Origin of the sequence: Amycolatopsis sp. MtRt-6, from assembly GCF_017308975.1 — a bacterium.
Classification (GTDB): Bacteria; Actinomycetota; Actinomycetes; order Mycobacteriales; family Pseudonocardiaceae; genus Amycolatopsis.
Genome location: NZ_JADWPD010000001.1, coordinates 342,735 through 363,746 on the forward strand (window position 1 = coordinate 342,735; position 21,012 = coordinate 363,746).

The following is a 21,012-nucleotide window of genomic DNA, read 5'->3' on the forward strand; positions in this document are numbered from 1 at the left end:
TGCTGCACCCCCGCCCCCGCGCGGTTTCCTGAATTCATCAGCGACAACGCCGGATCGAAAGCCCCGATCCGGACCGGCCTCCCGGCCCGTCGCAGAGCGAAAGGAGACCGCGATGGCGAAGAACAACTTCCCGGTTATGAAGAGCGGGGGCGGCCTGGTCGGCAAGGCGATCGGCCTGGTCGTCGGGCTCGCGATCGTCGTGCTGATCGTCAAGTACCCGGCCGACTCGGCGACGTGGGCCAGCGGAGCCGCACACGGAATCGGCGCGGTGATCGACGGCGTCGTGCAGTTCCTCCGCGCCCTGTTCGGCTAGTTCTCCCCCAGCTTCCGCTCGATCTCGCCGAGACGCTTCCTGATCTCGGCAATGGCCTGCCAGACCCGCTCGTCCCCTGAGGCCTCGGGACGAGTCACGGAGTCGCCTTCGGCCGGCTGGGTGCGGACGAACGAGCCCTTGCCGTGCCGGATCACCACCAGGCCCTCTTCCCTGAGGTGGGCAACGGCGCTCTTGGCCGTGTTCACCGCCACCCCCCAGGAATCGGCCAGTTCCTGGTAGGTCGGCAGCTGCGCCCCGGGGGCGTACTCCCCCGAGAGGATCGCGGCCCGGAGACCGCCGGCTACTTGCAAGAACGGCGCACGCGGGTCGTCCGGGTTCAGGGATGCCATACCACCAGCGTAGGCCAAGTCAGTTGGCTAAGTCAGTTCTCCCATGTCAGTTGACAGAGTTAATAGACAGGACTTACGTTGTGTTCCGGCCGACACCGGCCGCTCCCGAGCGGGAGACCTACAAGTCGTTGGAGTTCACACCAATGGATGACCTCATCCCTTTGCCCAGCTATGCCCCGGACGGACTGACCGAGTCGGACATCGACGCGATGATCGCCGAGTACTTCGTGACGGCTCACGACCAGGAAGCGGCGAGCACCAGCCTGGCGCCGAGCACGGACCGGACCGCGACGCATCGACACGTCCGGCGCATCAGCCGCCAGAACGTCAGCTCGGCCCTTCGGGGCCGGTCGGACAGTCCCGGCGCGGCCGCTTGAAGCCGCCCCGGCCCGGCGCACGGAACCGCCAAGAACCACCCGCCGGACCGGGCTTCTCCCAACCACTTCCAAGCCAGTCAGGAGAACACCCATGGTAGGGCTCGACACGCCTACGAACACCCGAAGCGCGTACCCGCCTTCGGTCGCCGACCTGCTGCCCCGTGTCCGTGAGTTCGCCGCGGACCTGGGCGAGTGCCCCTCCCGAAATCGGATCATGACCGAGTTCAAGGTGGGTGCGCCGAAGGCCCGCGCCATCCTCGCCGCGCTGAACGAGGAGGCCGACACCAAGCCCGTGCGGAAGCTGCACGCGGTGACGGAACCCGCCGAGGTCGCGGAACCGGATCAGGAGTCCGAGACCTCGGACGAACCGGCCTCGGAGGACGCAGAGCCGCAGGTCAACGTCACCGCAGACCCGGGCGCGACGCCGGAGAAGGTGCGGCGGATCAAGCTGTGGCCGGTGCTCCTCCTGGCACTGCCGGCGTTCGTCGCCGTCTGGAGCGGCTGGGTCGGTCTCGGCAGGCTGACCGGGTTCGGCCCGATCCAGCTCCTGCCGGGAATCTGGGACCACCTGACGATCAACTCGGCGATCACGCTCCCGATCGGGGTCGAGACGTACGCGGCGTTCGCCCTGCGGGTCTGGCTGTCCCCGGCGACCCGGACCCACCGGGTTCGCAGCTTCGCGAAGTGGTCGGCCCTGGGCTCGCTCGTCCTCGGGATGGTGGGCCAGGTCGCCTATCACCTGATGTCCGCCGCGGACGTCGAACGCGCTCCCTGGCCGGTGACCACGCTCGTCTCCTGCTTGCCGGTGGTCGTCCTCGGCTGCGGCGCAGCCCTCGCACACCTCGTACGCGACACCACCGACCAGGAGGTGAACGACTGATGAGCACCACCAACGAACCGCAGAGCGGCCGCGTGATCGCGTTCCCCAGCACGGCACCCGTCGAGGCCGACCCGTTCGTCATCGACACCGACTCCGTCGACGAGGCCGCGGAGCAGTCGCCGGCCGTACCGGTCGACCGCCCGGTCACGGACGGCTCGTCCTGGCTGGACCGACTCCGCTCGCAGAACCGCCAGGCGATCATCCCCAGCTACCTCAAGTCCACAGCCGACGCGAAGGACGCCGCGAAGTGGGTGGGGAAGCACTACGCGCATAAGGCCGGCTACCACGCGGCCCGGTCGCCGCTCTACGCGCTTCGGCTCGCGGTGCGTTCCCCTCGGGGCCTTTTCCTCCTGCTGGCAGCGACCGGCCGGTACGTGACCGACGCCGAAGGGCGCCCGGCCCGGTCGGAGACGGCCACGGCCGATAAGGCCGACCTGTACCTGAAGCTGTCGCAGCAGCGTGACCGGCGAGTCGTCCTCCGGCTGATTCAGCTCGGTCTCGTGTCGACGGTCGGCCTGGTCCTGGTGTTCACGCTGCCGAACGTCCTGCCGGAGTGGGTGATCTGGACCTGCGGCGCTATCGCGATTGGACTGCTCGGAAGGCTCGGGTCCACCCGGGACAACCCGGTGGTGTCCTCTCGCGCCGTCCTGTCCACGCAGGTCCAGAAGCTCACGAGTGACAACGTCGTTCAGGCGCTGTCGGTGCTCGGCGTCGCCGGCATCAACCAGGCCCTTGCCAAGAACCCGAACGCGATCGGGTTCACGGCGCCGATCACCCGCGACGGCCCCGGCTGGCGTGCCGACGTCGACCTTCCGCCGGGCGTAACGGTGTCCGAAGTGGTCGAGCGGCGCGCGAAGCTCGCGTCCGGCCTCGGTCGTCCCCTCGGGTGCGTCTGGCCGGAGGGCAACGCCGAGGTTCACCCCGGGCGGATGGTCCTGTGGGTCGGCGATCAGGACCTGTCCAAGTCGCGCCAGGCCGCATGGCCGCTGCGCAAGCCCGGCACCGTGGACCTGTTCAAGCCCCAGCCGTTCGGCACCGACCAGCGCGGCCGGTGGGTGGACATCACCCTGATGTTCATCTCGATGGTCATCGGCGCGATCCCGCGGATGGGAAAGACGTTCACGCTGCGAGAGCTGCTGCTGATCGCCGCACTTGACCCGCGGGCCGAGCTGCACTCGTTCGACCTCAAGGGAACCGGCGACCTCTCGCCGCTGGCGCCCGTGTCGCACCGGTACCGCGCCGGCGACGAGCCGGAGGACATCGTTTACGCCGTCGCCGACCTGCGAGCGCTCGCCGGTGAGCTGCGGCGGCGCGCGAAGGTGATCCGGGAGCTGCCGAAGGACCTGTGCCCGGAGAACAAGGTCACGCCGGAGTTGGCCGACAAGAAATCCCTTGGCCTGCACCCGATTGTGATCGGCGTCGACGAGTGTCAGAAGTGGTTCGAGCACCCGGAGTACGGCGCGGAGATCGAGGAGGTCTGCACCGACCTCGTGAAGCGCGGCCCGGCACTGGGCATCGTCATCATCCTCGCGACGCAGCGGCCGGACGCGAAGAGCATCCCGACCGCGATCAGCGACAACGCGGTGATGCGGTTCTGCCTCAAGGTCACCGGCCAGCAGGCCAACGACATGGTTCTCGGCACTTCGTCGTACCGGAACGGCATCCGCGCCACCACGCTGTCCTTTCGGGACAAGGGCATCGGATACCTGGCCGGCGAAGGCGACGAGCCGCGCATCACCCGCGGCGTGTACATCGACGGCCCGGACGCCGAGAAGATCGCCGCCCGCGCACGAACAGCGCGGCTGGCGGCCGGACGGCTGACCGGCTACGCCGCCGGCCTCGACCTCACGCCCGAGGAAGACGAGGACACAAGCACCTTGCTCGCCGACGTGCTGACCGCGATCGGCGACGCCGAAAAGGCGTGGTCGGAGCAGATCGTCGACCGGCTCGCCGAGCTGCGGCCGGCGGTCTACGGCCCGTGGGCCGAACTGCCGACCGGCGCGGCGAAGGCAACCCAGCTCTCCACCGCGCTGAAGCCGCTCGGGATCACCACCAAGCAGGTGTGGGGCAACGACGCCGACACCGGCAAGGGCGCCAACCGGATGGGCGTCAAGCGCGAATGGATCGCGGACGCGCTGACCGAACGTGATCAGAATCGCAAGAGCGGCTAGCTCCCGCAGGGCTCTAGGTCTAGAGCCTCGTCCCTCTAGACCTAGAGCCCTCCCTAGACCACTACAACACCGCTGATCAGCGCCCTAGCACCTAGAGGCGCGGGCCGAGTGCGGCCAAAAACAGCCCCGGAGGCTCCGTTGAACCCCCTCAGCAACCCGACCGTCCTGCTCCTGATCCTTCTGGCGATCGTCACTCTCGGCTACTCCTGGTCGTGCGCGGTCTACCCGTATAAGCCGTGCCGTTCCTGCCGAGGCTTCGGCTCTTTCCGCTCGCCGTTGCTCCGCGCGATCCGGCTCTGCCGCCGGTGCGGCGGCACCGGCCGCACGCTCCGCGCCGGCCGCCGCGCCTACAACTCCTGCCTCCGTGCTCGCCGGTCGTACCGCGATCTCCGCGACCGCGACCGCCGCGACAACAGCCGCTGACGCGCAGCTCAACTGAAAGGCCACCCCATGAAGACCACACTGCTCGACCCCGAGCGTCAGTTCCTGGGCTGCGTGATGCAGGTCCGGCTGACCGGAGCCCGCCGGCTGCTCGCCGGCATGCGCGCCGACGACTTCGGCTCGCCGATCGCCGCCCGCGTTCTCCAGCTGGTCATCGAGCTGACCGGCGCGGGCCAGGCCCCGACCCCGATGGCCGTGATGGACCACGCCCGGGAGCGGACGGCGACCGAACCGCGGTCCGGCGGCGCGCACCGCCTGCATAGCCTCGGCCTCTGGATCGCCGAGACCTACACCGACGGCCCGATCCTGCCGCCGCCGTACTACGGCGCCTGGCTGAAAGCCCTCGTGCTGAAGAACGCGTATCGCCGCGCCGTCCGAGAGCACGCGGCTCGACTGGTGCAGGCCGCCGAAGACGACTCGCCGACGGAGGTCCTTCGCCACCAGCTCGACGACACCGAGCGCCTTGACGACCTGTGGCGGCGCTACCGGGAGGCCGGAGGCGACGACGAACCGACCGCCCGCCTGGAGGTGGCTGCCTGATGTCCGGATTCGACGACACCCTGTCCGTGATCGACTTCGTGATCTCCGACGAGCCTGCACCGAACTGCCAGCAGTGCGGCCGGCCGCGCGGTGACTCGCCGTCCGGCGACTTCTGCTCCGAGAACTGCCAGCGCGTCTGGCGCGGCCGCCACATCGCGGCCACACCGGCAGAGGATGGCGGCGCCCACCCGAGCGAGCTGCCGGAGACCGCGCCGGTCACGCCGCTCAGCTGGCTCGGACCGGCCCCGGTCGGTGCCTTCGCGAAGCCGGGTCACGAGGTCCTCGACGCGGTCGTGACGTTCGTGTCGCGCTTCTCCGCCTTCGCCAACGAGCACGCCGCGCCGACGCTGGCGCTCTGGTACGCCCACACCCACGTGGCCGAGCGCCTGTACGTCACGCCGAGGCTGATCCTCGACTCGGCGGAGCCGGGGAGCGGCAAGACGCGTGTGCTGGAAGTCGCGCAGTACCTCGTGGCCAAGCCGGAGATGACGATCAGCATCACCCCGGCCGCGATCTTCCGGATGCTCGCCGACGGGCCGATGACGCTGTTATTCGACGAGATCGACGCCGTGTTCAACCCCAAGACGGGCGGTAACAACGAGGACCTTCGCGCGCTGCTGAACGCGGGCTACAAGCGGTCGGCGACGGTTACGCGGTGCGTCGGCGACGCCAAGAGCATGAACGTCACGCGGTTCCCGGTCTACGCGCCGGTCGCGCTCGCCGGGATCGCCGGCGGCATGCCGGACACGATCACGACGCGGGCGATCACCGTGCACATGCGCAAGCGCCGGTTTGACGAGGTGGTCGAGGAGTTCATCGAAGAGGACGTCGAACGCGAGTCGGCGCCGTTGCGCGCCGAGCTGGCGGAATGGGTCGGTCGCGTCGGCGACGACGTGAGCCGCGCCCGGCCGGAACGCCCGGACGGCGTCCGCGACCGTGCGGCCGAGATCTGGCGGCCGCTGCTCGCCATCGCGGACGCGGCCGGCGGGCACTGGCCGGAGACGGCTCGTCGGGCTTGCCGTCACTTCGTGCTCGAAGCCACCGCCCAACCCGTCTCGATCGGCGTGCGGCTGCTGGCCGACGTCCGGCAGATCTTCGCCGCGGAGAACACCGACCGGATGGTGACGGCCGAGCTGATCCGCGAGCTGCACGCCATCGAAGACGGCCCGTGGACTGACGTCCAAGGCAAGCCACTCGACAGCCGCCGCCTGGCGAAAGAACTGGACAGGTACCTGGTCCGGCCGAAGGACCTCAAGGTCAGCGGCAAGACGCTCAAGGGCTACCGCATCGACGGCGACGGCGGTCTGGCCGACGCCTGGAGCCGCTACCTCCCACCACCCGAAACGGGCGCGACCTCCGCGACAAACGCGACCCCGCAGGTCACCGCCACATCCGGCGCCGCGGAGGCGCCGGGCTCGTCCGCGACCTCCGCAACCCGGGTCGCGGACGGTCGCGGCACTCAACAGCCGCTCGCACCCGTGCTGACCAGGCCGGTCGCGGAGGTCGCGGACGTCGCCCCTGCCAAGCCGGATCACGACCACGAGGGGGATCGATGAACGCCGTACCCATGCCGGTCGCCGTGCCCGAACGGCACCTCTACCGGATCACCGAAGCGATGCGCCTGCTCTCGATGAGCCGCTCGGTCATCTACGAGCAGTTGCGCTCGGGGCGCTTGCGCTCGGTCAAGCAGGGCCGCGCCCGACTCGTGCCGGCCGTCGCCATCCAGCAGTACGTCGAGTTGCTCATCCAGGAAGCGGAGGTCAGCTATGGCGAGTCGGCGTAGCCGTGGCGACGGCGGCCTGTACTGGTCCGAGGACCGACAGCGCTGGATCGCGGAACTGACGATCGGCTACCGGCCGAATGGGAAGCGCATCACGCGCAAGGCCAGCGGCAAGACGAAGACGGAGGCGAAGGCTGCCCTCGACCGGCTCGTGGAGCGCAAGAAGGAAGGCACCGCTACGGCGGTCCGCGGGCTCACGGTCGAAAAGGCCGTTCGAGACTGGCTGCGGCACGGCCTCAACGGTCGCAGCGTCGCGACCGTCGAGAAGCTGACCATCCTGGCCGAGACGCACATCGTCCCCTCGCTCGGTGCGCGTGTGCTGCTGGACCCGAAGCAGTCGAAGGAACTAACCGCTGATGATGTTGATGCCTGGATGGAGGAGAAGGCAGAGGTTCTCGCCACGCGCACGCTCCAGGACCTCCGCTCGATTCTCCGGCGCGCGATCAACCGAGCGGCGAAACGGACCAAGGGCATCCGGAACGTGGTGCTGCTGTGCGACGAGTTGCCGGTTGGCCGCGACGGCCGGCCGTCGAAGTCGTTGACCTTCGCCCAGGCGGTATCGGTGCTCGCCGCCGCGGAGGCGGAAGACTCCACGTACGGCGACTACACGGTGGTTTCGCTCCTGACCGGCGCACGGACCGAGGAGGCGCGCCCACTGGCTTGGGCGGAGGTGGACGTGGTCGGGAAGCTGGAGGCGAAGCCGCCGGTTCCTCCGCACGTGAACGTGTGGCGATCGGTACGGGCGGGCGGGGACACGAAGACCAAGAAGTCGCGTCGTTCGCTCGCGCTTCCTGGTCGGGCGGTCGACGCGCTGGAGCGCCAGAAGCTCCGTCAAGAGCGTCAGCGCGAGTCGGCCGGCGACCGATGGCAAGAACTCGGGATCGTGTTCGGGTCGGACGTCGGGACGCAGCTCGACGCGGCCAACGTCCGGCGCGGCTTCCGGCGAATCCTCAAGCTCGCCGGCCTCGAACCGAAGGACTGGACGCCGCGCGAGTTGCGACACAGCTTCGTGTCGCTGCTCTCCGACAACGGACTCACCATCGAGGAGATCTCGCGGCTGGTGGGGCACTCGGACTCGAAGGTGACCGAGCTCGTCTACCGCCACCAGTTGCGGCCGGTGATCCAAGATGGAGCGAAAGCGATGGACTCGATCTTCCCAGATTCGGCGGCGTAGAAGGTCAATTGGCGACCGGTCTCAGGGCTGGTTCGCGGTTCGCGAACCAGCCCTGGCTCCGCCACGGCGATCGCTTCACTCGGAAACAGCGCCGGGCGGGAGCGGCTGGTGCGCTATCCGTTGAAACTCCTGCTCGCTCTCGGCGAGCACGGGCTCCCACACGTCTCTGGGCTTCGCAGCAGGTACGCCGAAATCAACTATCAGGAGCCGCAGGACGGCTTCCAGAGACACTCGTGCGGTCGGAAAATGAACTCGGGCCAGCGTTCGACCAGGTGCAAGGACTTCGCTGTGGTCAAGGGTGCCGTGCACGTTGATGTGCGCCGCTGGGTGCCCTGAGCTGTCGTGACGGAGATAGTCGTAGCGGAATACTTCCTGTTGCCCAGCCTCGTCACACTGATACTGGAGCGAAGTCTGGTCCACCTTGAGCCGCGACGAGCCGCCCTCATGAGGTGTCAGGCGAAGGGTCATCGCCAGGCGAAGCCATCGGTTGTTCCGCAGGCGAACAGGCGACGTAGGTCCTCCGATGCCTCCGAGCACCCTCGTAGCCTGGTCCGTGTACTGCCGCAGAGTGACGAACTGGTTATCTGCAAGAACCGTCACGCCCAAGAGCAGTTGAACCAGCTCTCGAAAGCTATCGAACGACCCGGCGCCGCCGGCCATGTACTGGCGTGTCAGGTCGCGCGCACTGGCGCGAAGTTGCTCTGTTGTCACGTAGCGGGCAGGAGCGAGTCATCAGGGTCAAGAAGGTCTGCCAGCACCAGCGCGTCGCCCACGGCACCAGGATCGGCCAGACGCCCCTCTCGATACGACGTGATCACCTCGGCAGCAGACTTGCCCAGCCGTGCCCGAGTCACCTTCTCGATCTCGGCCACAATCTCGTTCCGCGTCATCTGCACCGTGGTCGTCATCCGTCAGCCCTCCCGAGAGTCGATGACAGGTTCACCGACCGACCTCCCCATGGTAACTGGTCGGTACGACAAAACCCTCTCTCAAGGCTACGACCTGCGCAGATCGTGCCCCGCTGCTCCTTGCTTGCGGATCGGAACGCCCTAGTTCGTCAAGCCGATCCGGCGGACAGCTACCGAGGACGGCTCAGGAGGTTCCTGGCGACTCGGCTTGGACGTTTCGACCGGCGTCGGCGCGATCGACCGGAGCATCGTCGGCGGCACTGCAAGCGACTCCGCCGCCGGGCGATACGGACGCTGCCCGAACTTCCGACTTAGCAGCGTCCACAACAGCAATGGGGCCTCCCGTCCTACGTTGACCGGTTCTTGCTTGCGCCAGCCTTTCGATGACAGCTGGACGAACAGAGAGCGCCGGCGGGTTTCGCCGAGGAGGTCGAGACCATAGCCACGCTGGATCAAAGCCTGCATGGACACTCCCCAGGTGGCCTTCAGTCGCGCGTACTCCCGCAGTGTGGCGCGCTCGGAAATGTTCTCCTCAGCTCGCTCACGTGGCATCAGCAGCGCACCGGCGAATCGATCGGCTTCCCGCTCGGCGTCCGCGGCTCGGGGCCGGAATGTGTGCAGCACGAGATGGCCGACTTCGTGCGCGAGGGTGAACCGTTCCCGGTCGCCCTGGCTGCCCGGGAAATACCCGATCAGTGCAGGCTCACCGACTCCGCCCCAATAGGACACGCCGAAGTGTCCGCCCGCGACCGGCTGTTCTTCCGGGTCATCGGTCAGCACGAACGGCGCCACAGCGACACCGGATCGCTCCAAGGCCCTCGTCAAGTGCGGGATCGGCTTGTCCGGTGCGAGCCGCAGAGCTTCTCGGGTTTGGGCGGCTAACTCCTCGATGTCATCAGGTGACAGGTCCTCGGCTGTGGCATAGGGCAGTGGTGGCGTTGGGTAGCTTTCCGCTGTGACCAATGCTTCGTTGATCCGGTAGCTCTCGGCGTAGAAAGTGCGCACCCGCCGGGTCAGCACCTTGCTGGCCGAGGCACGCTTGCGAAACCTGAGCGAGTCCAGCGGCACCGTGGTTGGCTGGACGGCGAAGAACCCGAACGGCGTGTCGGTGGCCTCGGCGATCGCCCGTAGTCCGTCTTCGGTCGCGTCGCGAGACGCGGTCTCTACCTGAGAGATCCACGACTGCTTCACGCCAGAGATGTTCTCCAGCTGCTCCTGGGTGAGGCCAAGCAGATCCCGCAGGGTCCGCAGTCGCTCACCCGGTGATGCCGCCAGCATCGGAATCGCCCTCTTCTTGTTGGTCGTCGAGGGGCAGGTCCAGCCCCAAGCCTTCGTCTGTCGGTTCGAACGACAGGTCAGCCAGCTCGTCCGCTGTAGCGGGCAGCGGGAAGTCCAGGTCGGTCTTCTGGTGCTTTCCCCACTTCCACTCTCCGATCGTGCGCACGATCCGGAAGACCGGCGCAGCAGTCTCCGGGTCGATGCGCCACAAACCAAGCAGCTTGTCGCCCAAGTCGCCGAACATCGGGATCATGCCAGTTAACGGAGGGTTGCAGTAGAAGGCCCTCCGCGCGAGGTTGGACCCAGGCGGGGGAACCACGCCGCCATTAGGGCTGTGCAGCATCCGGACGCCGTAGTGGTCGTCAGTCAGCCACAGCTCGCCGTTGCGTGCGTGGTTGCCGCTCAGCTTCCAGTTGCCGAGTTCGTTTTTGAGCTGACGAAGACGGTGATGCGCGAAGGCGCGGACCGTATGCGTTCCGAACCACACGTAGTCAGGACCGTCGTCAAGGTGAGCGAGCAACTCCTGACGGCGCTGCTCCGCGAACGTAAAGGCGTCATGCAGCGGCTCGCAGAGGCCGAGCATCGCGGACCGGATCCGCTCCACATGGTCTTGAACCATGGGCGTGATAATATCACGCAGATAGTTAAACATCTCAGCTCACGGCCGCTCTACCTCGACGTGATCTGACTGTCCGACGTCCCAAGCTCGCGCGACAACGCAGCAGAGGAGACAGGCCAGACACGCGAGACTGGGAAGTCAAAACTTGCGCCGATCGGCGATCGACCGCTGAAACGAAGACACGGCAGTGCCGGCGACAAACGCGTCAGAACGAGATCTTCGAGAGCTGACAGTCACCCAGTTTGTCACCCAGGTCATGCAAAAAGCCCGGCTCGCGAGACGCGAACCGGGCTTGACCTGCGTGGGCCTACCAGGACTTGAACCTGGGACCTCTTCGTTATCAGTGATGATCCAGACTGCTGGGCCGTACCGTTCAGTGCCCCTGAGCTGCGGTGATGTGCTTTTGCGGATCATGGAAGACCGGTGAGTGACGTTGCGTTCGCTGCCTCTCCGCTGCCTGATCTCCCCCTACAAGTGGGTGGCCTCTTCGCCATCTCGTCGACCTGGCAACGCCCGATCGTGCCGGGTCAAGGGGGCACCTTCCGCCCGGCTGAGCGTACCCCTGCGAGTCGCCCCCTTGACGCGGTGCGATAGCCCTCCGGGAGGTCGACGAGATGGCGACAGGCCAGTCACGGACGCGACCGGTGCTCCCCCGCCGGCCATCTCGGAGACCTGCCCGTCCGGCGAGGACATTGGTTCTCCAGATCCGGCCCACCGTGGTCATCGGCCTTCCGCCCCGGCCGACTTGCCGGGGACCGGGCGCCAGCCCGCACGCCCCGGCAAGGGCTTGGCCGGGGCAAGGGACCGGGCCGAGCGGCCCCGCAGGGGCCGCCTTGATCCTGTAGAGAAAGTTCTCACCACTACGGACCTCACCGTCACCGACCGACCAGGGTCACTCCGGCTCGACGCGCGAACTCCTCAAGCGCGGGCGGCACATCGGACTCCATCCGGGCAAGATCGCGGACCATCGTATGCACAAGCCGGTGTCGGTAGACCTGCTCCGGAGCGATCTGCTCCGCATCCTCAAGCGCTGCAAGGGCTCGCTCGACGTTCCGCCGCTGCGTCCATGCCCGCGCTACGTCGATCAACAATCTGCCTCGACGCTCGGGAGAGAGCCTTGAGGCGTCAATCGTGGCGGCTCGCCGTACGGCCTCACCCGCGTCCCCGAGATCAACCGCCACGGCGACCTCGTGGAGCGCGACGTTCGTGGGACCGAATTCGGTGTGATAGTCGTTCCGGTCCTCACCGAGTCTTGAGGCGATCTCGCGCGCACGGCTCAGGTGCTGCCAAGCCTCTTCTGCCCTCTCGGTCCTCGCCGCGATGACGGCTCGCTGCAGCGTGAGGGCACCGCAGACGCTCAACGCCTCCGGGATTCCTTGCTCCACCAGCCCTTCCAGAGCCACGCTCGCCGTGGTGGCCGTGTGCTCCGCCTGATCGAGCTGCCGCGCCCCCTGGAACACCAGGGTCAGTCGGAAGGCTCCCTCTGCCATGAGCAGCGGATCACCTGCCCGGCCGGCATCGGATATTGCTCGGTCAGCCGCAACCCACGCCGCGTCGAACTGCTGCAACTTCGCGAGGGCGGCCGCACAGGCGTGGTAGCTCCGTGCGAGAAGCGCGAACACCTCGGACGCGTCGTCACTGCCTGCTGCCGCTTCGAGTCTCGGTAGAAGGGTCTCCAGGAGGCCAACAAGCTCCTCGTAGCGTGACTCGTGCGCGAGTACCCACACCTGGTCTGTGTCGTTGCGGAGCGCATCGAGGTCCGGCTGTGGCTGCTTCCCGAGAACAGCGCGAAGAGCGAAGTTCGCGCTCAAGAGCAGTCGGAGCGGCACTGCGCTCGCCGGTCGCTCGGTCGCCGCCACCGCTGGGGCCGTTGGCGCAAGCTCAGCCATGGGCACGTCAAGGACACGCGCGATGCGTTCCAGCACGTCCAGGCTCTTCGCGGCGCGCACGCCCCGCTCGACCTGCGACAACCAAGCTTCCGACCGGTCGATCAGCGGCGCGAACTCCCGTTGTGACAGGCCTCGCCGTCCTCTGTGGAACGCGATTTTCCTTCCGAGTTCGACGTCTTCCTCAGCCATCGGCGGGGAGACCCTTCGAGGTGGCCGGCGTGATGAACTCGACCCGCGTCGCTGCGATGAACTGATCACGCTCAGCAAGGAAGCGAAGCGTGTGCGGCTGGCGCTCGTGCTCCTCGAACGCGGCCCGGTCCCGGTACACCTCGTAGAAGACGCGCGCGAGCGGCGCACCGTCTACCCGGTGGGTGACGTAGACAAGCGTGCCGGGCTCGTCCTTGGCGATCCCCTTGCCGGTCTCCTCGACCAACCGGTCGAAGTCAACGGCGCTCGCGTCGTCCTTCAGATCGAACCGCACAACCAGTGCGTACATGGCGGGCTCCTCGCTGTCGTAGTCCCGCAACCATAGTACTCCATCCGGATTTAAGTACGGATGACCTGTCCGTATTTATGCAGGTCAGCGGGTTTCAACAGAACTTGACCGTATTAATCCGTACTTAAGTACTAGACACGTACTTCAGTATCACGTAGCGTCGTTGGCGTCAGGACAGGACTGGTCAGGGAGGGTTCCGATGACTGCGTTGATCGACAAAGCGGTGCCGACACAGGTCGCACCCGCCGGGCACGTACTGATCGTCAACTCGACGTCGTTCGGGGCCGTGAGCCTGTCCCTGGCGTGGGTCAACGACGGTGCGTTCGTCTTCACCGCCGACCAGCCGCCCACGCGCACGGTGCGTCTCGGTGGTGGCTGGTACCAGGAGTCTCGCTGGGGTGTCGCCCTCGCGGTGTCCCTTCCGGACGGCGTGCACGTCCTCGACTCCACCGAGGTCCAGGTGGCTCTCCACGCTGCCGGGGTCGCCTTCGAGCACCGCACGGCGGCGGACGTCCTCGCGGACCTGTTCCTGGTCGGCCTGGAGCGGCTCGGGGTGGAAGAGGTCCGCCGGATCGCTGCTGAATGGCGGGCAACCGAGGTGGCGTCGAGCCGCAAGAAGATCTCGGTTGCGTTGTGGCGCAAGGAGATGCGGCGCGTGTGGGGCTCCCGCAAGCAGATGGACCGCGCGTGCCTGGCCAAGTGCGACCTTCTGGACGCGGTGATGGCCGACACGAAGGTGGCCGCGTGATGGCCGCCGTGGAGCTGGTGCCCTGCGGTCACTGCGGCGTGACGCACGTTGTCGTCGAGGTCCGCATGGCGCGTTGCCCGTGCCAGGGGACCGGCCTGACGCTGGTCGACGGCGTGCCGGTCTACCCGTTCCGCCCGTGCGGCTTCTGCCCCGGCGACGGCCAGATCGCGACGTTCGACGAGGTCAGCGTTACCGCTCAGGAGTGCGCCTGCCGCAACGAGGCGTCGGCCCGCCCGCGTCACGCCGTGGGGGTGGCTGCCTGATGGCCGCCGACTCGCTCGTGACCTTCACCTTCGCCGACATCAACCCGATCACCGAACGGACCTACGCCCGGTCGACCTTCGCTGAGCTGCCCGGCTACGCCGCCGACGTCGTCACCGGCACCCTCGCTCTGGAGCCCGGCGAGTGGGACATCCTGGTCGCCGACGACGAGGCGTTCGACTTCACCGGGGAGGACGACGCCTACCCGATCCCCGGGGCCGTGCGCCGCGAACACGCTCACGGTGGCGGCTCCTACGTCGTGGTACCGGCCGCGCTGATGGCCCCGCGTGAGGTCCCCGAGTACACCATCGGGGTGATCGGCTGATGGTGGCCGCCCCGCACGGCTTCCGCGAGATGGTCGCCGAGTTCACCGAGTCCGGCACCCTGGACCCGGCGTTGGCGCACGTGCTCGCCCGCGCGAACTTCGACACCTGGGCCGAGAAGGTCAAGGCCGCTCGGGGCTGCGCGAAGCCGGTCCGGATGGCCGGGTCGTCCACTGTGGTCGACTCCTCCGGCAAGATCGTCTCCGAGCTGTCCGGCTCGGTGTTCGTCCCCTGCAAGAACCGCCGTGCTGCGGTGTGCGAGTCCTGCTCCGCCCACTACGCGCACGACACGTTCCACCTCATCCGCGCCGGGCTGGCCGGGGGCAAGGGCGTCCCCGAAACCGTCACCGGCCACCTGCGCGTGCTGGCCACGCTGACCGCGCCGTCGTTCGGGAAAGTCCACTCGCGACCCGTCCGCAACGGACACGTGCGCCGCTGCTCCTGCGGTGAGCTGCACTCCCAGTACGACGACGCCCTCGGCACCCCGATCGACCCGTCCACCTACGACTACGTCGGGTCGGTGCTGTGGCAGGCCCACGCCGGAGAGCTGTGGCGCCGCTTCACCATCGCCGTGGGCCGCAAGCTCGCCCGCGCCCTGGGCATCCGCCCCGGTGAACTGCGCGACGTCATGCGCCTGTCCTACGCGAAGGTGGCGGAGTACCAGCGCCGCGGGCTCATCCACTTCCACGCCGTCGTCCGCATCGACGGCCCGGACGGCCCCGAGGGACCGCGCCCGCCGGCCGCCGTGACTGAGGACGTCCTCACCGCCGTGATCCAGGCTGCCGCCGCGTCCGTCGTCGTCCGGACCCCGGAGTCCCCGGCCGTGGGCGTGGTCCCGCTGACCTGGGGTGAGCAGGTCGACGTCGAGCCGATCGCCGTGTCGGAGGGCACCTCGGAGGAGTCGGAGGGCGGCTGGCATGACCGGCGCGTGGCGGGCTACGTCGCCAAGTACGCCACCAAGGGCACCCGGCTGACCGAGGGCAGCGACTACCGGATCCGGTCGGCGGAGCACATCGAGCAGCTCCCCGTGACCGAGCACCACAAGCAGCTCATGCGGACCGCGTGGCGGCTCGGTGGCCTGCCGGAGTTCGAGGAGCTGAACCTCCGGAAGTGGGCGCACATGCTCGGGTTCCGGGGCCACTTCCTGACGAAGTCCCGCCGCTACTCGACCACCTTCGGCGAGATCCGCCGGACCCGTGCGGAGTACCGCCTCGATGAGCAGCGCGAAGCCCTGGGGATCGCCGATGACGAGGTGCTGACCGTCGTCAACGACTGGTCCATGACCGGGCTCGGCTACCTCAACGACGCTGAGCGCCGTCTCGCTGCGGTGTTCTCGGAGCTTCACCTCGCCAGACGTCGCCTGGACGGCCAGGACGACTCCCCCGGCTGACACACCCGTGTCGCCGGAAACCGTTGGTACGAAGGGAAAACCATGAACGGGCACTTGATCCACCTGCCGCGCTACGCCACCACCGACGCGCCCGCCGACCAGCTCCACGCGGAGCGCCACGGCGACGCGCCCTACACCGGGGACGTCCCGGTGATCGACCCGCACAAGGCCACGTACACCGTGCTGGAGGTTGCCTACCTGCTCAACCTGTCCCGGGGCGTCACCTACCAGTACGTCAAGGACGGCACGATCCCCGCGTTCCGGGTGGGCCGCCGCTGGGTGATCTCCCGCAAGCGGTTCGCCGAATGGCTGGACTCGCTGGCGACGGTGGGTGCCTGATGGGCTTCGTCAACCGCAGCGACTCGGGGAAGTGGAAGGCGTTCTGGCGCGAGCCCTCCGGCAAGCAGCGCTCGAAGACCTTCGCGACCAAGCGGGAAGCGCTGACCTTCCTCGCTCAGGCGGAGACGTCCAAGTCCGGGGGCGTCTACGTCTCGCCCCACGCCGGCCGGACGCTGTTCGGGGACCACGCGTGGGCCTGGATGGACTCGTGGAACAACGAGGCGACCACGGTTGCCCGGGACACCTCGATCATGCGCACGCACGTCCTGCCGAAGTGGGGCGACTGGCAGCTCGGCAAGATCGATCACCTGTCGGTCCAGGCGTGGGTCACCGAGCTGACCAAGACGACGCTCGCTCGGTCGACCGTTGCCGAGTGCAAGCGGCTGACCTCGGGCGTCCTGCGCTCCGCCGTCCGGAACCGCCTGATCGGGCACAACCCGGCCGACGACGTGAAGGTCCCACGTCGCCGCGTCCACGACACCGACGACAAGATCGCCACCCGGCGTGAGGTGCGGGACATGATCCTGCCCGCCACGCCGGACCGGTACCGGGCGCTGGTGGCCACGGCCGCGTTCTCCGGCCTGCGCTGGGGCGAGGTGATCGCCCTGTGCATGGACGCCGTCGACCTCGACGCCGGGAACCTCCAGGTCATCCGGACCGTGATCGAGGTGGCCGGGTCGACCTCGTTCAAGCCCTACCCGAAGTCCCGGGCCGGGCGTCGGACCGTGCCCCTGCCGGCGTGGGTGGTGAGCGAGATCCGCGCCCATCTGGAGCGCTACCCGGCGGAGGGACCGGCCCGGATGTTGTTCACCAACGAGGCCGGTGGCGCGCTGCGGCGCACCCTCTTCCGCGCCCGGATCTGGCGGCCGACGCTCGTCCGCGCTGGCCTGCTCGGGCACCTGGAGCGCAACGGCGACCGGTTCGAGGCCACCTGGACCGGCCGGGCCGGGGACGCCCACACGACCATCTGGGAGCGGGAGCGGGACGCCGTGATCGAGATCGCCCGCAACCAGTTCGGCGGGCTCACCTTCCACGACCTGCGACACAGCTACGGTACGTGGCTGGCCGACGACGGTGTCCCGGTGAACAAGCTCCAGCGCGTCATGGGGCACGAGAACGTCACCACCACGCTCAAGTTCTACGTGCGCAAGACCGAGGACCACGACGCCATCCTCAGCGCTCTGGACGACGACCCGGACGACGACGGTGGCGGAGTGCTCGCGGCCGTGTAGCGCCGGGCCATGCTGCCTTTTCGCTGCCTACGGCTCAGATCAGACCCAAAATTCCATAGTCCACAAACGACACAACCCCCGTGAACTTGCTGGTCACGGGGGTTGTTCTCGTGCGTGGGCCTACCAGGACTTGAACCTGGGACCTCTTCGTTATCAGCGAAGCGCTCTAACCGCCTGAGCTATAGGCCCTTGAACGAGGAGAACTTTACAGGACCCCCGAAGGGGCCCTGCAACCGGGTCACTCTCGTTCGGACAGGGTGACCTCCAGGCCTCCTGCCAGGTCTGCCGAGACGTTGTAGATGAACGCGCTCACCGTGGCCAGTGCCGAGACCAGGACGATGTTGATCGCGCCCAGGATGGCTGCGATGCCGAACACCCGGCCGGCGCTGATCAGGGGTTCTGCCGAGGCGTTCGCGCCCTCGCCGCCGACCAGGGACGAGTACGTTCCGTTCAGCTTGTCCCACACGCCCATGCCGTCCAGCACCGTGTACAGGACGCCGACCGCCACCAGCCAGACGAAGAACATCGCGACGCCGAGGACCAGGGACAGCTTCAGCACCGACCACGGGTCGAAGCGCTTCACCTGCAGGGATGCTCGGCGGGGGCCGCGGCCCGGGCGGCGCAGCGCGCTCGGGCGAGCGCGCTGCGTCGATGCCGATGGGACCTCGCCGGTTGATGCCGGTGGGGTGTCGCTCGCTCCGAACAGGCGGGGGGCCGCGCTGCCCGTCACGACCTGGCGCTCGGTGGCGGCAGGCTGCGCTTCCTCCGTGGCCAGCTTGACCGTCGCTTCGGAGTCGCCTTCCTTGTCGACCCGCTGCCAGGGTGGGCTCGCCGGAGTCCCGTTCGAACCCGCTGCCTCGGGATTCTCGGATGGTGTCACGAAGAGTCAGTCCTTACCCGTGCCGTGGGGCCGCCGTCGAGAGCAAACTTACTGCTCGGTCGGCGCCGTCGTTTCGTCACCCGTTTCGGGTGCTTCAGGAGCGTCACCATTGGCGACGTCCGAGGGCTCGTCCGCGTTGCGTGCGACCGCGAGAAGAGTGGTGCCTTCGCCGAGATTCATCAGCCGGACCCCCTTCGTCTGCCGTCCCGCCTTGCGGACGTCGCCCGCCGGCGTGCGGATCACGCCGCCGCTCGAGGTGATCGCGTACAGCTCGTCCTCGGCGTCGACGATGAGCGCACCCACCAGCCTGCCACGTTTCCGGTCGTGCTGAATGGTGAGCACGCCCTTGCCGCCGCGGCCCTGGACCGGGTAGTCCTCGATCGGCGTGCGCTTGGAGTACCCGCCGTCCGTGGCGACCAGCAGGAACTTGCCCTCCTTGACGACGCTGATGCCGAGCAGCTCGTCGCCGTCGTTGAAGCGCATGCCCATGACTCCGGACGTCGGGCGGCCCATCGGCCGCAGGGCCTCGTCCGTCGCGTGGAAGCGGATGGACTGGCCCTCGGCCGACACCAGCAGCAGGTCGTCCTCGGCGCCGGCCAGCACCGCGCCGACCAGCTCGTCGCCCTCGCGCAGGTTGATGGCGATGAGGCCGCCGGAGCGGTTGGAGTCGAAGTCGGTGAGCTTGGTCTTCTTCACCAGGCCGCGCTTGGTGGCGAGCACCAGGTACGGCGCCACCTCGTAGTTCTTGATCTCGATGACCTGGGCGATCTGCTCGTCCGGCTGGAACGCCATCAGGTTCGCCACGTGCTGGCCGCGCGCGTTGCGGTTGGCCTCGGGCAGCTCGTACGCCTTCGTCCGGTAAACCCTGCCCTTGTTCGTGAAGAACAGGATCCAGTCGTGGGTCGAGCAGACGAAGAAGTGCTGGACGATGTCGTCCTGCTTCAGCGTCGCGCCCTGCACCCCCTTGCCGCCGCGCTTCTGCGAGCGGTACAGGTCCGTTTTCGTCCGCTTGGCGTACCCCGTGCGGGTGATGGTGACGACGACGTCCTCGACCGCGATGAGCTCTTCGTCGGTGACGTCGCCGCTGAAGCCGATGATCTTCGTGCGCCGGTCGTCGCCGTACTTCTCGACGATCGCCATCAGCTCGTCGCGGATCAGCGCGCGCTGCCGCTCCGGCTTCTCGAGGATGTCCTTGAGGTCGGCGATCTCGAGCTCGATCTCGGCCAGCTGGTCGATGATCCGCTGCCGCTCCAGTGCGGCGAGGCGCCGCAGCTGCATGTCGAGGATCGCGGTCGCCTGGATCTCGTCGACGTCCAGCAGCTCCATCAGGGCCGGCCGGGCTTCGTCCGCCGAGGGCGACCGCCGGATGAGGGCGATGACCTCGTCGAGCATGTCGAGCGCCTTGACGTACCCACGCAGGATGTGGGCCCGCTCTTCGGCCTTCTTGAGGCGGAACTTGGTCCGCCGGACGATGACCTCGACCTGGTGCTTCACGTAGTGCCGGATGATCTGGTCGAGCCGCAGCGTGCGCGGCACGCCGTCGACCAGCGCCAGCATGTTGACGCCGAAGTTCTGCTGCAGCTGGGTGTGCTTGAACAGGTTGTTCAGCACGACCTTCGCGACCGCGTCCCGCTTGATCGTGACGACGATCCGCATGCCGGAGCGGCTGTTGGACTCGTCGGCGATGTCGGCGATGCCGGTGAGCTTGCCGTCGCGGACCAGGTTCGCGATGTTCTCGACCAGGTTGTCCGGGTTGACCTGGTACGGCAGCTCGGACACGACCAGGATCGTGCGGCCCTTCGCGTCCTCTTCGACCTCGACGACCGCGCGCATCCGGATCGAGCCGCGGCCCGTACGGTAGGCGTCCTCGATGCCGGACGTGCCGAGGATCATCGCCTTGGTCGGGAAGTCCGGGCCCTTGATGCGCACCAGCAGCGCGGCGAGCAGCTCGTCGTCGGTCGCGTCGGGGTTCTCCAGCGCCCAGACGACGCCATCGGAAACCTCGCGCAGGTTGTGCGGCGGGATGTTGGTCGCCATCCCGACCGCGATCCCGGAACCGCCGTTGACCAGCAGGTTCGGGAAGCGCGACGGCAGGACGTCGGGCTCCTGCGTGCGGCCGTCGTAGTTGTCGGAGAAGTCGACGGTGTCTTCTTCGATGTCGGCCAGCATCTGCATGGCCAGCGGCGCGAGCCGCGACTCCGTGTACCGCATGGCGGCCGCGGGGTCGTTGCCCGACGAGCCGAAGTTGCCCTGGCCGTCGATCAGCGGGTAGCGCAGCGACCACGGCTGCGCGAGCCGGACCAGCGCGTCGTAGATCGCCGAGTCACCGTGCGGGTGGTAGTTGCCCATCACGTCGCCGACGACGCGGGAGCACTTGTTGTACCCGCGGTCCGGCCGGAAGCCGGAGTCGAACATCGAGTACAGGATCCGGCGGGCGACCGGCTTGAGGCCGTCGCGCACGTCCGGCAGCGCGCGCGACACGATCACGCTCATCGCGTAGTCGATGTAGGAGCGCTGCATCTCCTGCTGGATGTCGACCGGTTCGATCCGGTCGTTTTCCGGAGCCGGCGGCAGGGTTTCCGTCATCTGGTCCTTCTCGGGTGAGTCCTGGCGGGACAAGGTC

The 21,012-nt window shown here is 67.9% G+C and carries 24 protein-coding genes and 1 tRNA gene; 15 read left to right on the top strand and 10 right to left on the bottom strand.

Features of this window, described 5'->3' with window-relative positions; all coding sequences use genetic code 11:
- Positions 1-112: 112 nt before the first annotated feature.
- Positions 113-313: a hypothetical protein gene (locus I4Q55_RS01780; RefSeq protein ID WP_206784216.1), complete on the top strand. Its 201-nt coding sequence runs from the start codon at positions 113-115 to the stop codon at positions 311-313.
- On the opposite strand, the gene I4Q55_RS01785 is transcribed toward I4Q55_RS01780, so the two are convergent.
- Positions 310-663, bottom strand: a complete 354-nt coding sequence (locus I4Q55_RS01785; protein ID WP_206784217.1) for a GntR family transcriptional regulator — start codon at positions 661-663, stop codon at positions 310-312. The genes I4Q55_RS01780 and I4Q55_RS01785 overlap by 4 nt on opposite strands.
- 143 nt (positions 664-806) lie before the next feature.
- Here I4Q55_RS01785 and I4Q55_RS01790 point away from each other — a divergent pair, with 143 nt between their 5' ends.
- The 8 genes from I4Q55_RS01790 (at position 807) to xerC (ending at position 8,026) form a co-directional block, all read left to right on the top strand.
- Positions 807-1,040, top strand: coding sequence for a hypothetical protein (locus I4Q55_RS01790; protein ID WP_206784218.1), 234 nt, complete (start codon positions 807-809; stop codon positions 1,038-1,040).
- A gap of 91 nt (positions 1,041-1,131) precedes the next feature.
- Positions 1,132-1,920, top strand: coding sequence for an ABC transporter permease (locus I4Q55_RS01795; protein WP_206784219.1), 789 nt, complete (start codon positions 1,132-1,134; stop codon positions 1,918-1,920).
- A complete protein-coding gene (locus I4Q55_RS01800) occupies positions 1,920-4,091 on the top strand; it encodes a cell division protein FtsK (protein ID WP_206784220.1) in 2,172 nt (723 codons plus the stop codon). Before I4Q55_RS01795 ends, I4Q55_RS01800 begins: the two co-directional genes overlap by 1 nt.
- A 138-nt stretch (positions 4,092-4,229) precedes the next feature.
- Positions 4,230-4,514 (top strand): hypothetical protein, encoded by a 285-nt coding sequence (locus I4Q55_RS01805; protein WP_206784221.1) that lies wholly within the window; start codon positions 4,230-4,232, stop codon positions 4,512-4,514.
- Between the two features lie 27 nt (positions 4,515-4,541).
- The gene (locus I4Q55_RS01810; RefSeq protein WP_206784222.1) at positions 4,542-5,072 is read left to right on the top strand and encodes a hypothetical protein; all 531 of its coding nucleotides are present in this window, start codon (positions 4,542-4,544) and stop codon (positions 5,070-5,072) included.
- Complete coding sequence (locus I4Q55_RS01815) at positions 5,072-6,628, top strand: DUF3631 domain-containing protein (protein ID WP_206784223.1); 1,557 nt, start codon at positions 5,072-5,074, stop codon at positions 6,626-6,628. The genes I4Q55_RS01810 and I4Q55_RS01815 overlap by 1 nt, the downstream gene beginning before the upstream one ends.
- The gene (locus I4Q55_RS01820; protein ID WP_242545110.1) at positions 6,625-6,855 is read left to right on the top strand and encodes a helix-turn-helix domain-containing protein; all 231 of its coding nucleotides are present in this window, start codon (positions 6,625-6,627) and stop codon (positions 6,853-6,855) included. The genes I4Q55_RS01815 and I4Q55_RS01820 overlap by 4 nt, the downstream gene beginning before the upstream one ends.
- On the top strand, positions 6,839-8,026 hold the full coding sequence (gene xerC, locus I4Q55_RS01825) for a tyrosine recombinase XerC (RefSeq protein ID WP_206784224.1): 1,188 nt from the start codon (positions 6,839-6,841) through the stop codon (positions 8,024-8,026). The genes I4Q55_RS01820 and xerC overlap by 17 nt, the downstream gene beginning before the upstream one ends.
- 75 nt (positions 8,027-8,101) lie before the next feature.
- Here xerC and I4Q55_RS01830 read toward each other — a convergent pair whose 3' ends face one another.
- The 6 genes from I4Q55_RS01830 to I4Q55_RS01855 form a co-directional block, all read right to left on the bottom strand.
- Positions 8,102-8,737, bottom strand: a complete 636-nt coding sequence (locus I4Q55_RS01830) for a hypothetical protein (protein WP_206784225.1) — start codon at positions 8,735-8,737, stop codon at positions 8,102-8,104.
- Positions 8,734-8,934 carry a hypothetical protein gene (locus I4Q55_RS01835; RefSeq protein ID WP_206784226.1) on the bottom strand — a complete coding sequence of 67 codons (201 nt, stop codon included), beginning with the start codon at positions 8,932-8,934 and terminating at the stop codon, positions 8,734-8,736. The genes I4Q55_RS01830 and I4Q55_RS01835 overlap by 4 nt, the downstream gene beginning before the upstream one ends.
- A 141-nt stretch (positions 8,935-9,075) precedes the next feature.
- Entirely contained in the window at positions 9,076-10,212 is a 1,137-nt protein-coding gene (locus I4Q55_RS01840; protein ID WP_206784227.1) for an ImmA/IrrE family metallo-endopeptidase, read from the bottom strand.
- Positions 10,190-10,864 (bottom strand): hypothetical protein, encoded by a 675-nt coding sequence (locus tag I4Q55_RS01845; protein ID WP_206784228.1) that lies wholly within the window; start codon positions 10,862-10,864, stop codon positions 10,190-10,192. The genes I4Q55_RS01840 and I4Q55_RS01845 overlap by 23 nt, the downstream gene beginning before the upstream one ends.
- Before the next feature lie 842 nt (positions 10,865-11,706).
- Positions 11,707-12,909, bottom strand: coding sequence for a helix-turn-helix transcriptional regulator (locus I4Q55_RS01850; RefSeq protein ID WP_206784229.1), 1,203 nt, complete (start codon positions 12,907-12,909; stop codon positions 11,707-11,709).
- On the bottom strand, positions 12,902-13,216 hold the full coding sequence (locus I4Q55_RS01855; protein ID WP_206784230.1) for a putative quinol monooxygenase: 315 nt from the start codon (positions 13,214-13,216) through the stop codon (positions 12,902-12,904). The genes I4Q55_RS01850 and I4Q55_RS01855 overlap by 8 nt, the downstream gene beginning before the upstream one ends.
- Positions 13,217-13,415: 199 nt before the next feature.
- Here I4Q55_RS01855 and I4Q55_RS01860 point away from each other — a divergent pair, with 199 nt between their 5' ends.
- From I4Q55_RS01860 to I4Q55_RS01885, 6 genes are read left to right on the top strand one after another with little or no spacing between them, the layout of a single operon-like run.
- Positions 13,416-13,964, top strand: coding sequence for a hypothetical protein (locus tag I4Q55_RS01860; RefSeq protein ID WP_206784231.1), 549 nt, complete (start codon positions 13,416-13,418; stop codon positions 13,962-13,964).
- Positions 13,961-14,227, top strand: a complete 267-nt coding sequence (locus I4Q55_RS01865) for a hypothetical protein (protein ID WP_206784232.1) — start codon at positions 13,961-13,963, stop codon at positions 14,225-14,227. The genes I4Q55_RS01860 and I4Q55_RS01865 overlap by 4 nt, the downstream gene beginning before the upstream one ends.
- Positions 14,227-14,550, top strand: a complete 324-nt coding sequence (locus I4Q55_RS01870) for a hypothetical protein (RefSeq protein ID WP_206784233.1) — start codon at positions 14,227-14,229, stop codon at positions 14,548-14,550. The genes I4Q55_RS01865 and I4Q55_RS01870 overlap by 1 nt, the downstream gene beginning before the upstream one ends.
- Entirely contained in the window at positions 14,550-15,938 is a 1,389-nt protein-coding gene (locus I4Q55_RS01875) for a replication initiator (protein ID WP_242545111.1), read from the top strand. The genes I4Q55_RS01870 and I4Q55_RS01875 overlap by 1 nt, the downstream gene beginning before the upstream one ends.
- Before the next feature lie 42 nt (positions 15,939-15,980).
- The gene (locus tag I4Q55_RS48910; protein WP_242545112.1) at positions 15,981-16,277 is read left to right on the top strand and encodes a helix-turn-helix domain-containing protein; all 297 of its coding nucleotides are present in this window, start codon (positions 15,981-15,983) and stop codon (positions 16,275-16,277) included.
- Entirely contained in the window at positions 16,244-17,509 is a 1,266-nt protein-coding gene (locus I4Q55_RS01885; protein ID WP_206784234.1) for a site-specific integrase, read from the top strand. The genes I4Q55_RS48910 and I4Q55_RS01885 overlap by 34 nt, the downstream gene beginning before the upstream one ends.
- A 115-nt stretch (positions 17,510-17,624) precedes the next feature.
- Here I4Q55_RS01885 and I4Q55_RS01890 read toward each other — a convergent pair.
- The 3 genes from I4Q55_RS01890 to gyrA form a co-directional block, all read right to left on the bottom strand.
- Positions 17,625-17,698 (bottom strand) — tRNA-Ile (locus tag I4Q55_RS01890).
- 49 nt (positions 17,699-17,747) lie between these two features.
- Complete coding sequence (locus tag I4Q55_RS01895; RefSeq protein ID WP_206784235.1) at positions 17,748-18,389, bottom strand: DUF3566 domain-containing protein; 642 nt, start codon at positions 18,387-18,389, stop codon at positions 17,748-17,750.
- A gap of 48 nt (positions 18,390-18,437) precedes the next feature.
- Positions 18,438-20,975 carry a DNA gyrase subunit A gene (gene gyrA, locus I4Q55_RS01900; protein ID WP_206784236.1) on the bottom strand — a complete coding sequence of 846 codons (2,538 nt, stop codon included), beginning with the start codon at positions 20,973-20,975 and terminating at the stop codon, positions 18,438-18,440.
- Positions 20,976-21,012 lie beyond the last annotated feature (37 nt).

Excerpts from the sequence above, each read along its gene's own strand:
- I4Q55_RS01780 (WP_206784216.1), top strand. The coding sequence starts at position 113 with ATGGCGAAGAACAACTTCCCGGTTATGAAGAGCGGGGGCGGCCTGGTC.
- I4Q55_RS01785 (WP_206784217.1), bottom strand. The coding sequence starts at position 663 with ATGGCATCCCTGAACCCGGACGACCCGCGTGCGCCGTTCTTGCAAGTA.
- I4Q55_RS01790 (WP_206784218.1), top strand. The coding sequence starts at position 807 with ATGGATGACCTCATCCCTTTGCCCAGCTATGCCCCGGACGGACTGACC.
- I4Q55_RS01795 (WP_206784219.1), top strand. The coding sequence starts at position 1,132 with ATGGTAGGGCTCGACACGCCTACGAACACCCGAAGCGCGTACCCGCCT.
- I4Q55_RS01800 (WP_206784220.1), top strand. The coding sequence starts at position 1,920 with ATGAGCACCACCAACGAACCGCAGAGCGGCCGCGTGATCGCGTTCCCC.
- I4Q55_RS01810 (WP_206784222.1), top strand. The coding sequence starts at position 4,542 with ATGAAGACCACACTGCTCGACCCCGAGCGTCAGTTCCTGGGCTGCGTG.
- I4Q55_RS01815 (WP_206784223.1), top strand. The coding sequence starts at position 5,072 with ATGTCCGGATTCGACGACACCCTGTCCGTGATCGACTTCGTGATCTCC.
- I4Q55_RS01820 (WP_242545110.1), top strand. The coding sequence starts at position 6,625 with ATGAACGCCGTACCCATGCCGGTCGCCGTGCCCGAACGGCACCTCTAC.
- xerC (WP_206784224.1), top strand. The coding sequence starts at position 6,839 with ATGGCGAGTCGGCGTAGCCGTGGCGACGGCGGCCTGTACTGGTCCGAG.
- I4Q55_RS01835 (WP_206784226.1), bottom strand. The coding sequence starts at position 8,934 with ATGACGACCACGGTGCAGATGACGCGGAACGAGATTGTGGCCGAGATC.
- I4Q55_RS01840 (WP_206784227.1), bottom strand. The coding sequence starts at position 10,212 with ATGCTGGCGGCATCACCGGGTGAGCGACTGCGGACCCTGCGGGATCTG.
- I4Q55_RS01845 (WP_206784228.1), bottom strand. The coding sequence starts at position 10,864 with ATGTTTAACTATCTGCGTGATATTATCACGCCCATGGTTCAAGACCAT.
- I4Q55_RS01850 (WP_206784229.1), bottom strand. The coding sequence starts at position 12,909 with ATGGCTGAGGAAGACGTCGAACTCGGAAGGAAAATCGCGTTCCACAGA.
- I4Q55_RS01855 (WP_206784230.1), bottom strand. The coding sequence starts at position 13,216 with ATGTACGCACTGGTTGTGCGGTTCGATCTGAAGGACGACGCGAGCGCC.
- I4Q55_RS01860 (WP_206784231.1), top strand. The coding sequence starts at position 13,416 with ATGACTGCGTTGATCGACAAAGCGGTGCCGACACAGGTCGCACCCGCC.
- I4Q55_RS01870 (WP_206784233.1), top strand. The coding sequence starts at position 14,227 with ATGGCCGCCGACTCGCTCGTGACCTTCACCTTCGCCGACATCAACCCG.
- I4Q55_RS01875 (WP_242545111.1), top strand. The coding sequence starts at position 14,550 with ATGGTGGCCGCCCCGCACGGCTTCCGCGAGATGGTCGCCGAGTTCACC.
- I4Q55_RS48910 (WP_242545112.1), top strand. The coding sequence starts at position 15,981 with ATGAACGGGCACTTGATCCACCTGCCGCGCTACGCCACCACCGACGCG.
- I4Q55_RS01885 (WP_206784234.1), top strand. The coding sequence starts at position 16,244 with ATGGCTGGACTCGCTGGCGACGGTGGGTGCCTGATGGGCTTCGTCAAC.
- gyrA (WP_206784236.1), bottom strand. The coding sequence starts at position 20,975 with ATGACGGAAACCCTGCCGCCGGCTCCGGAAAACGACCGGATCGAACCG.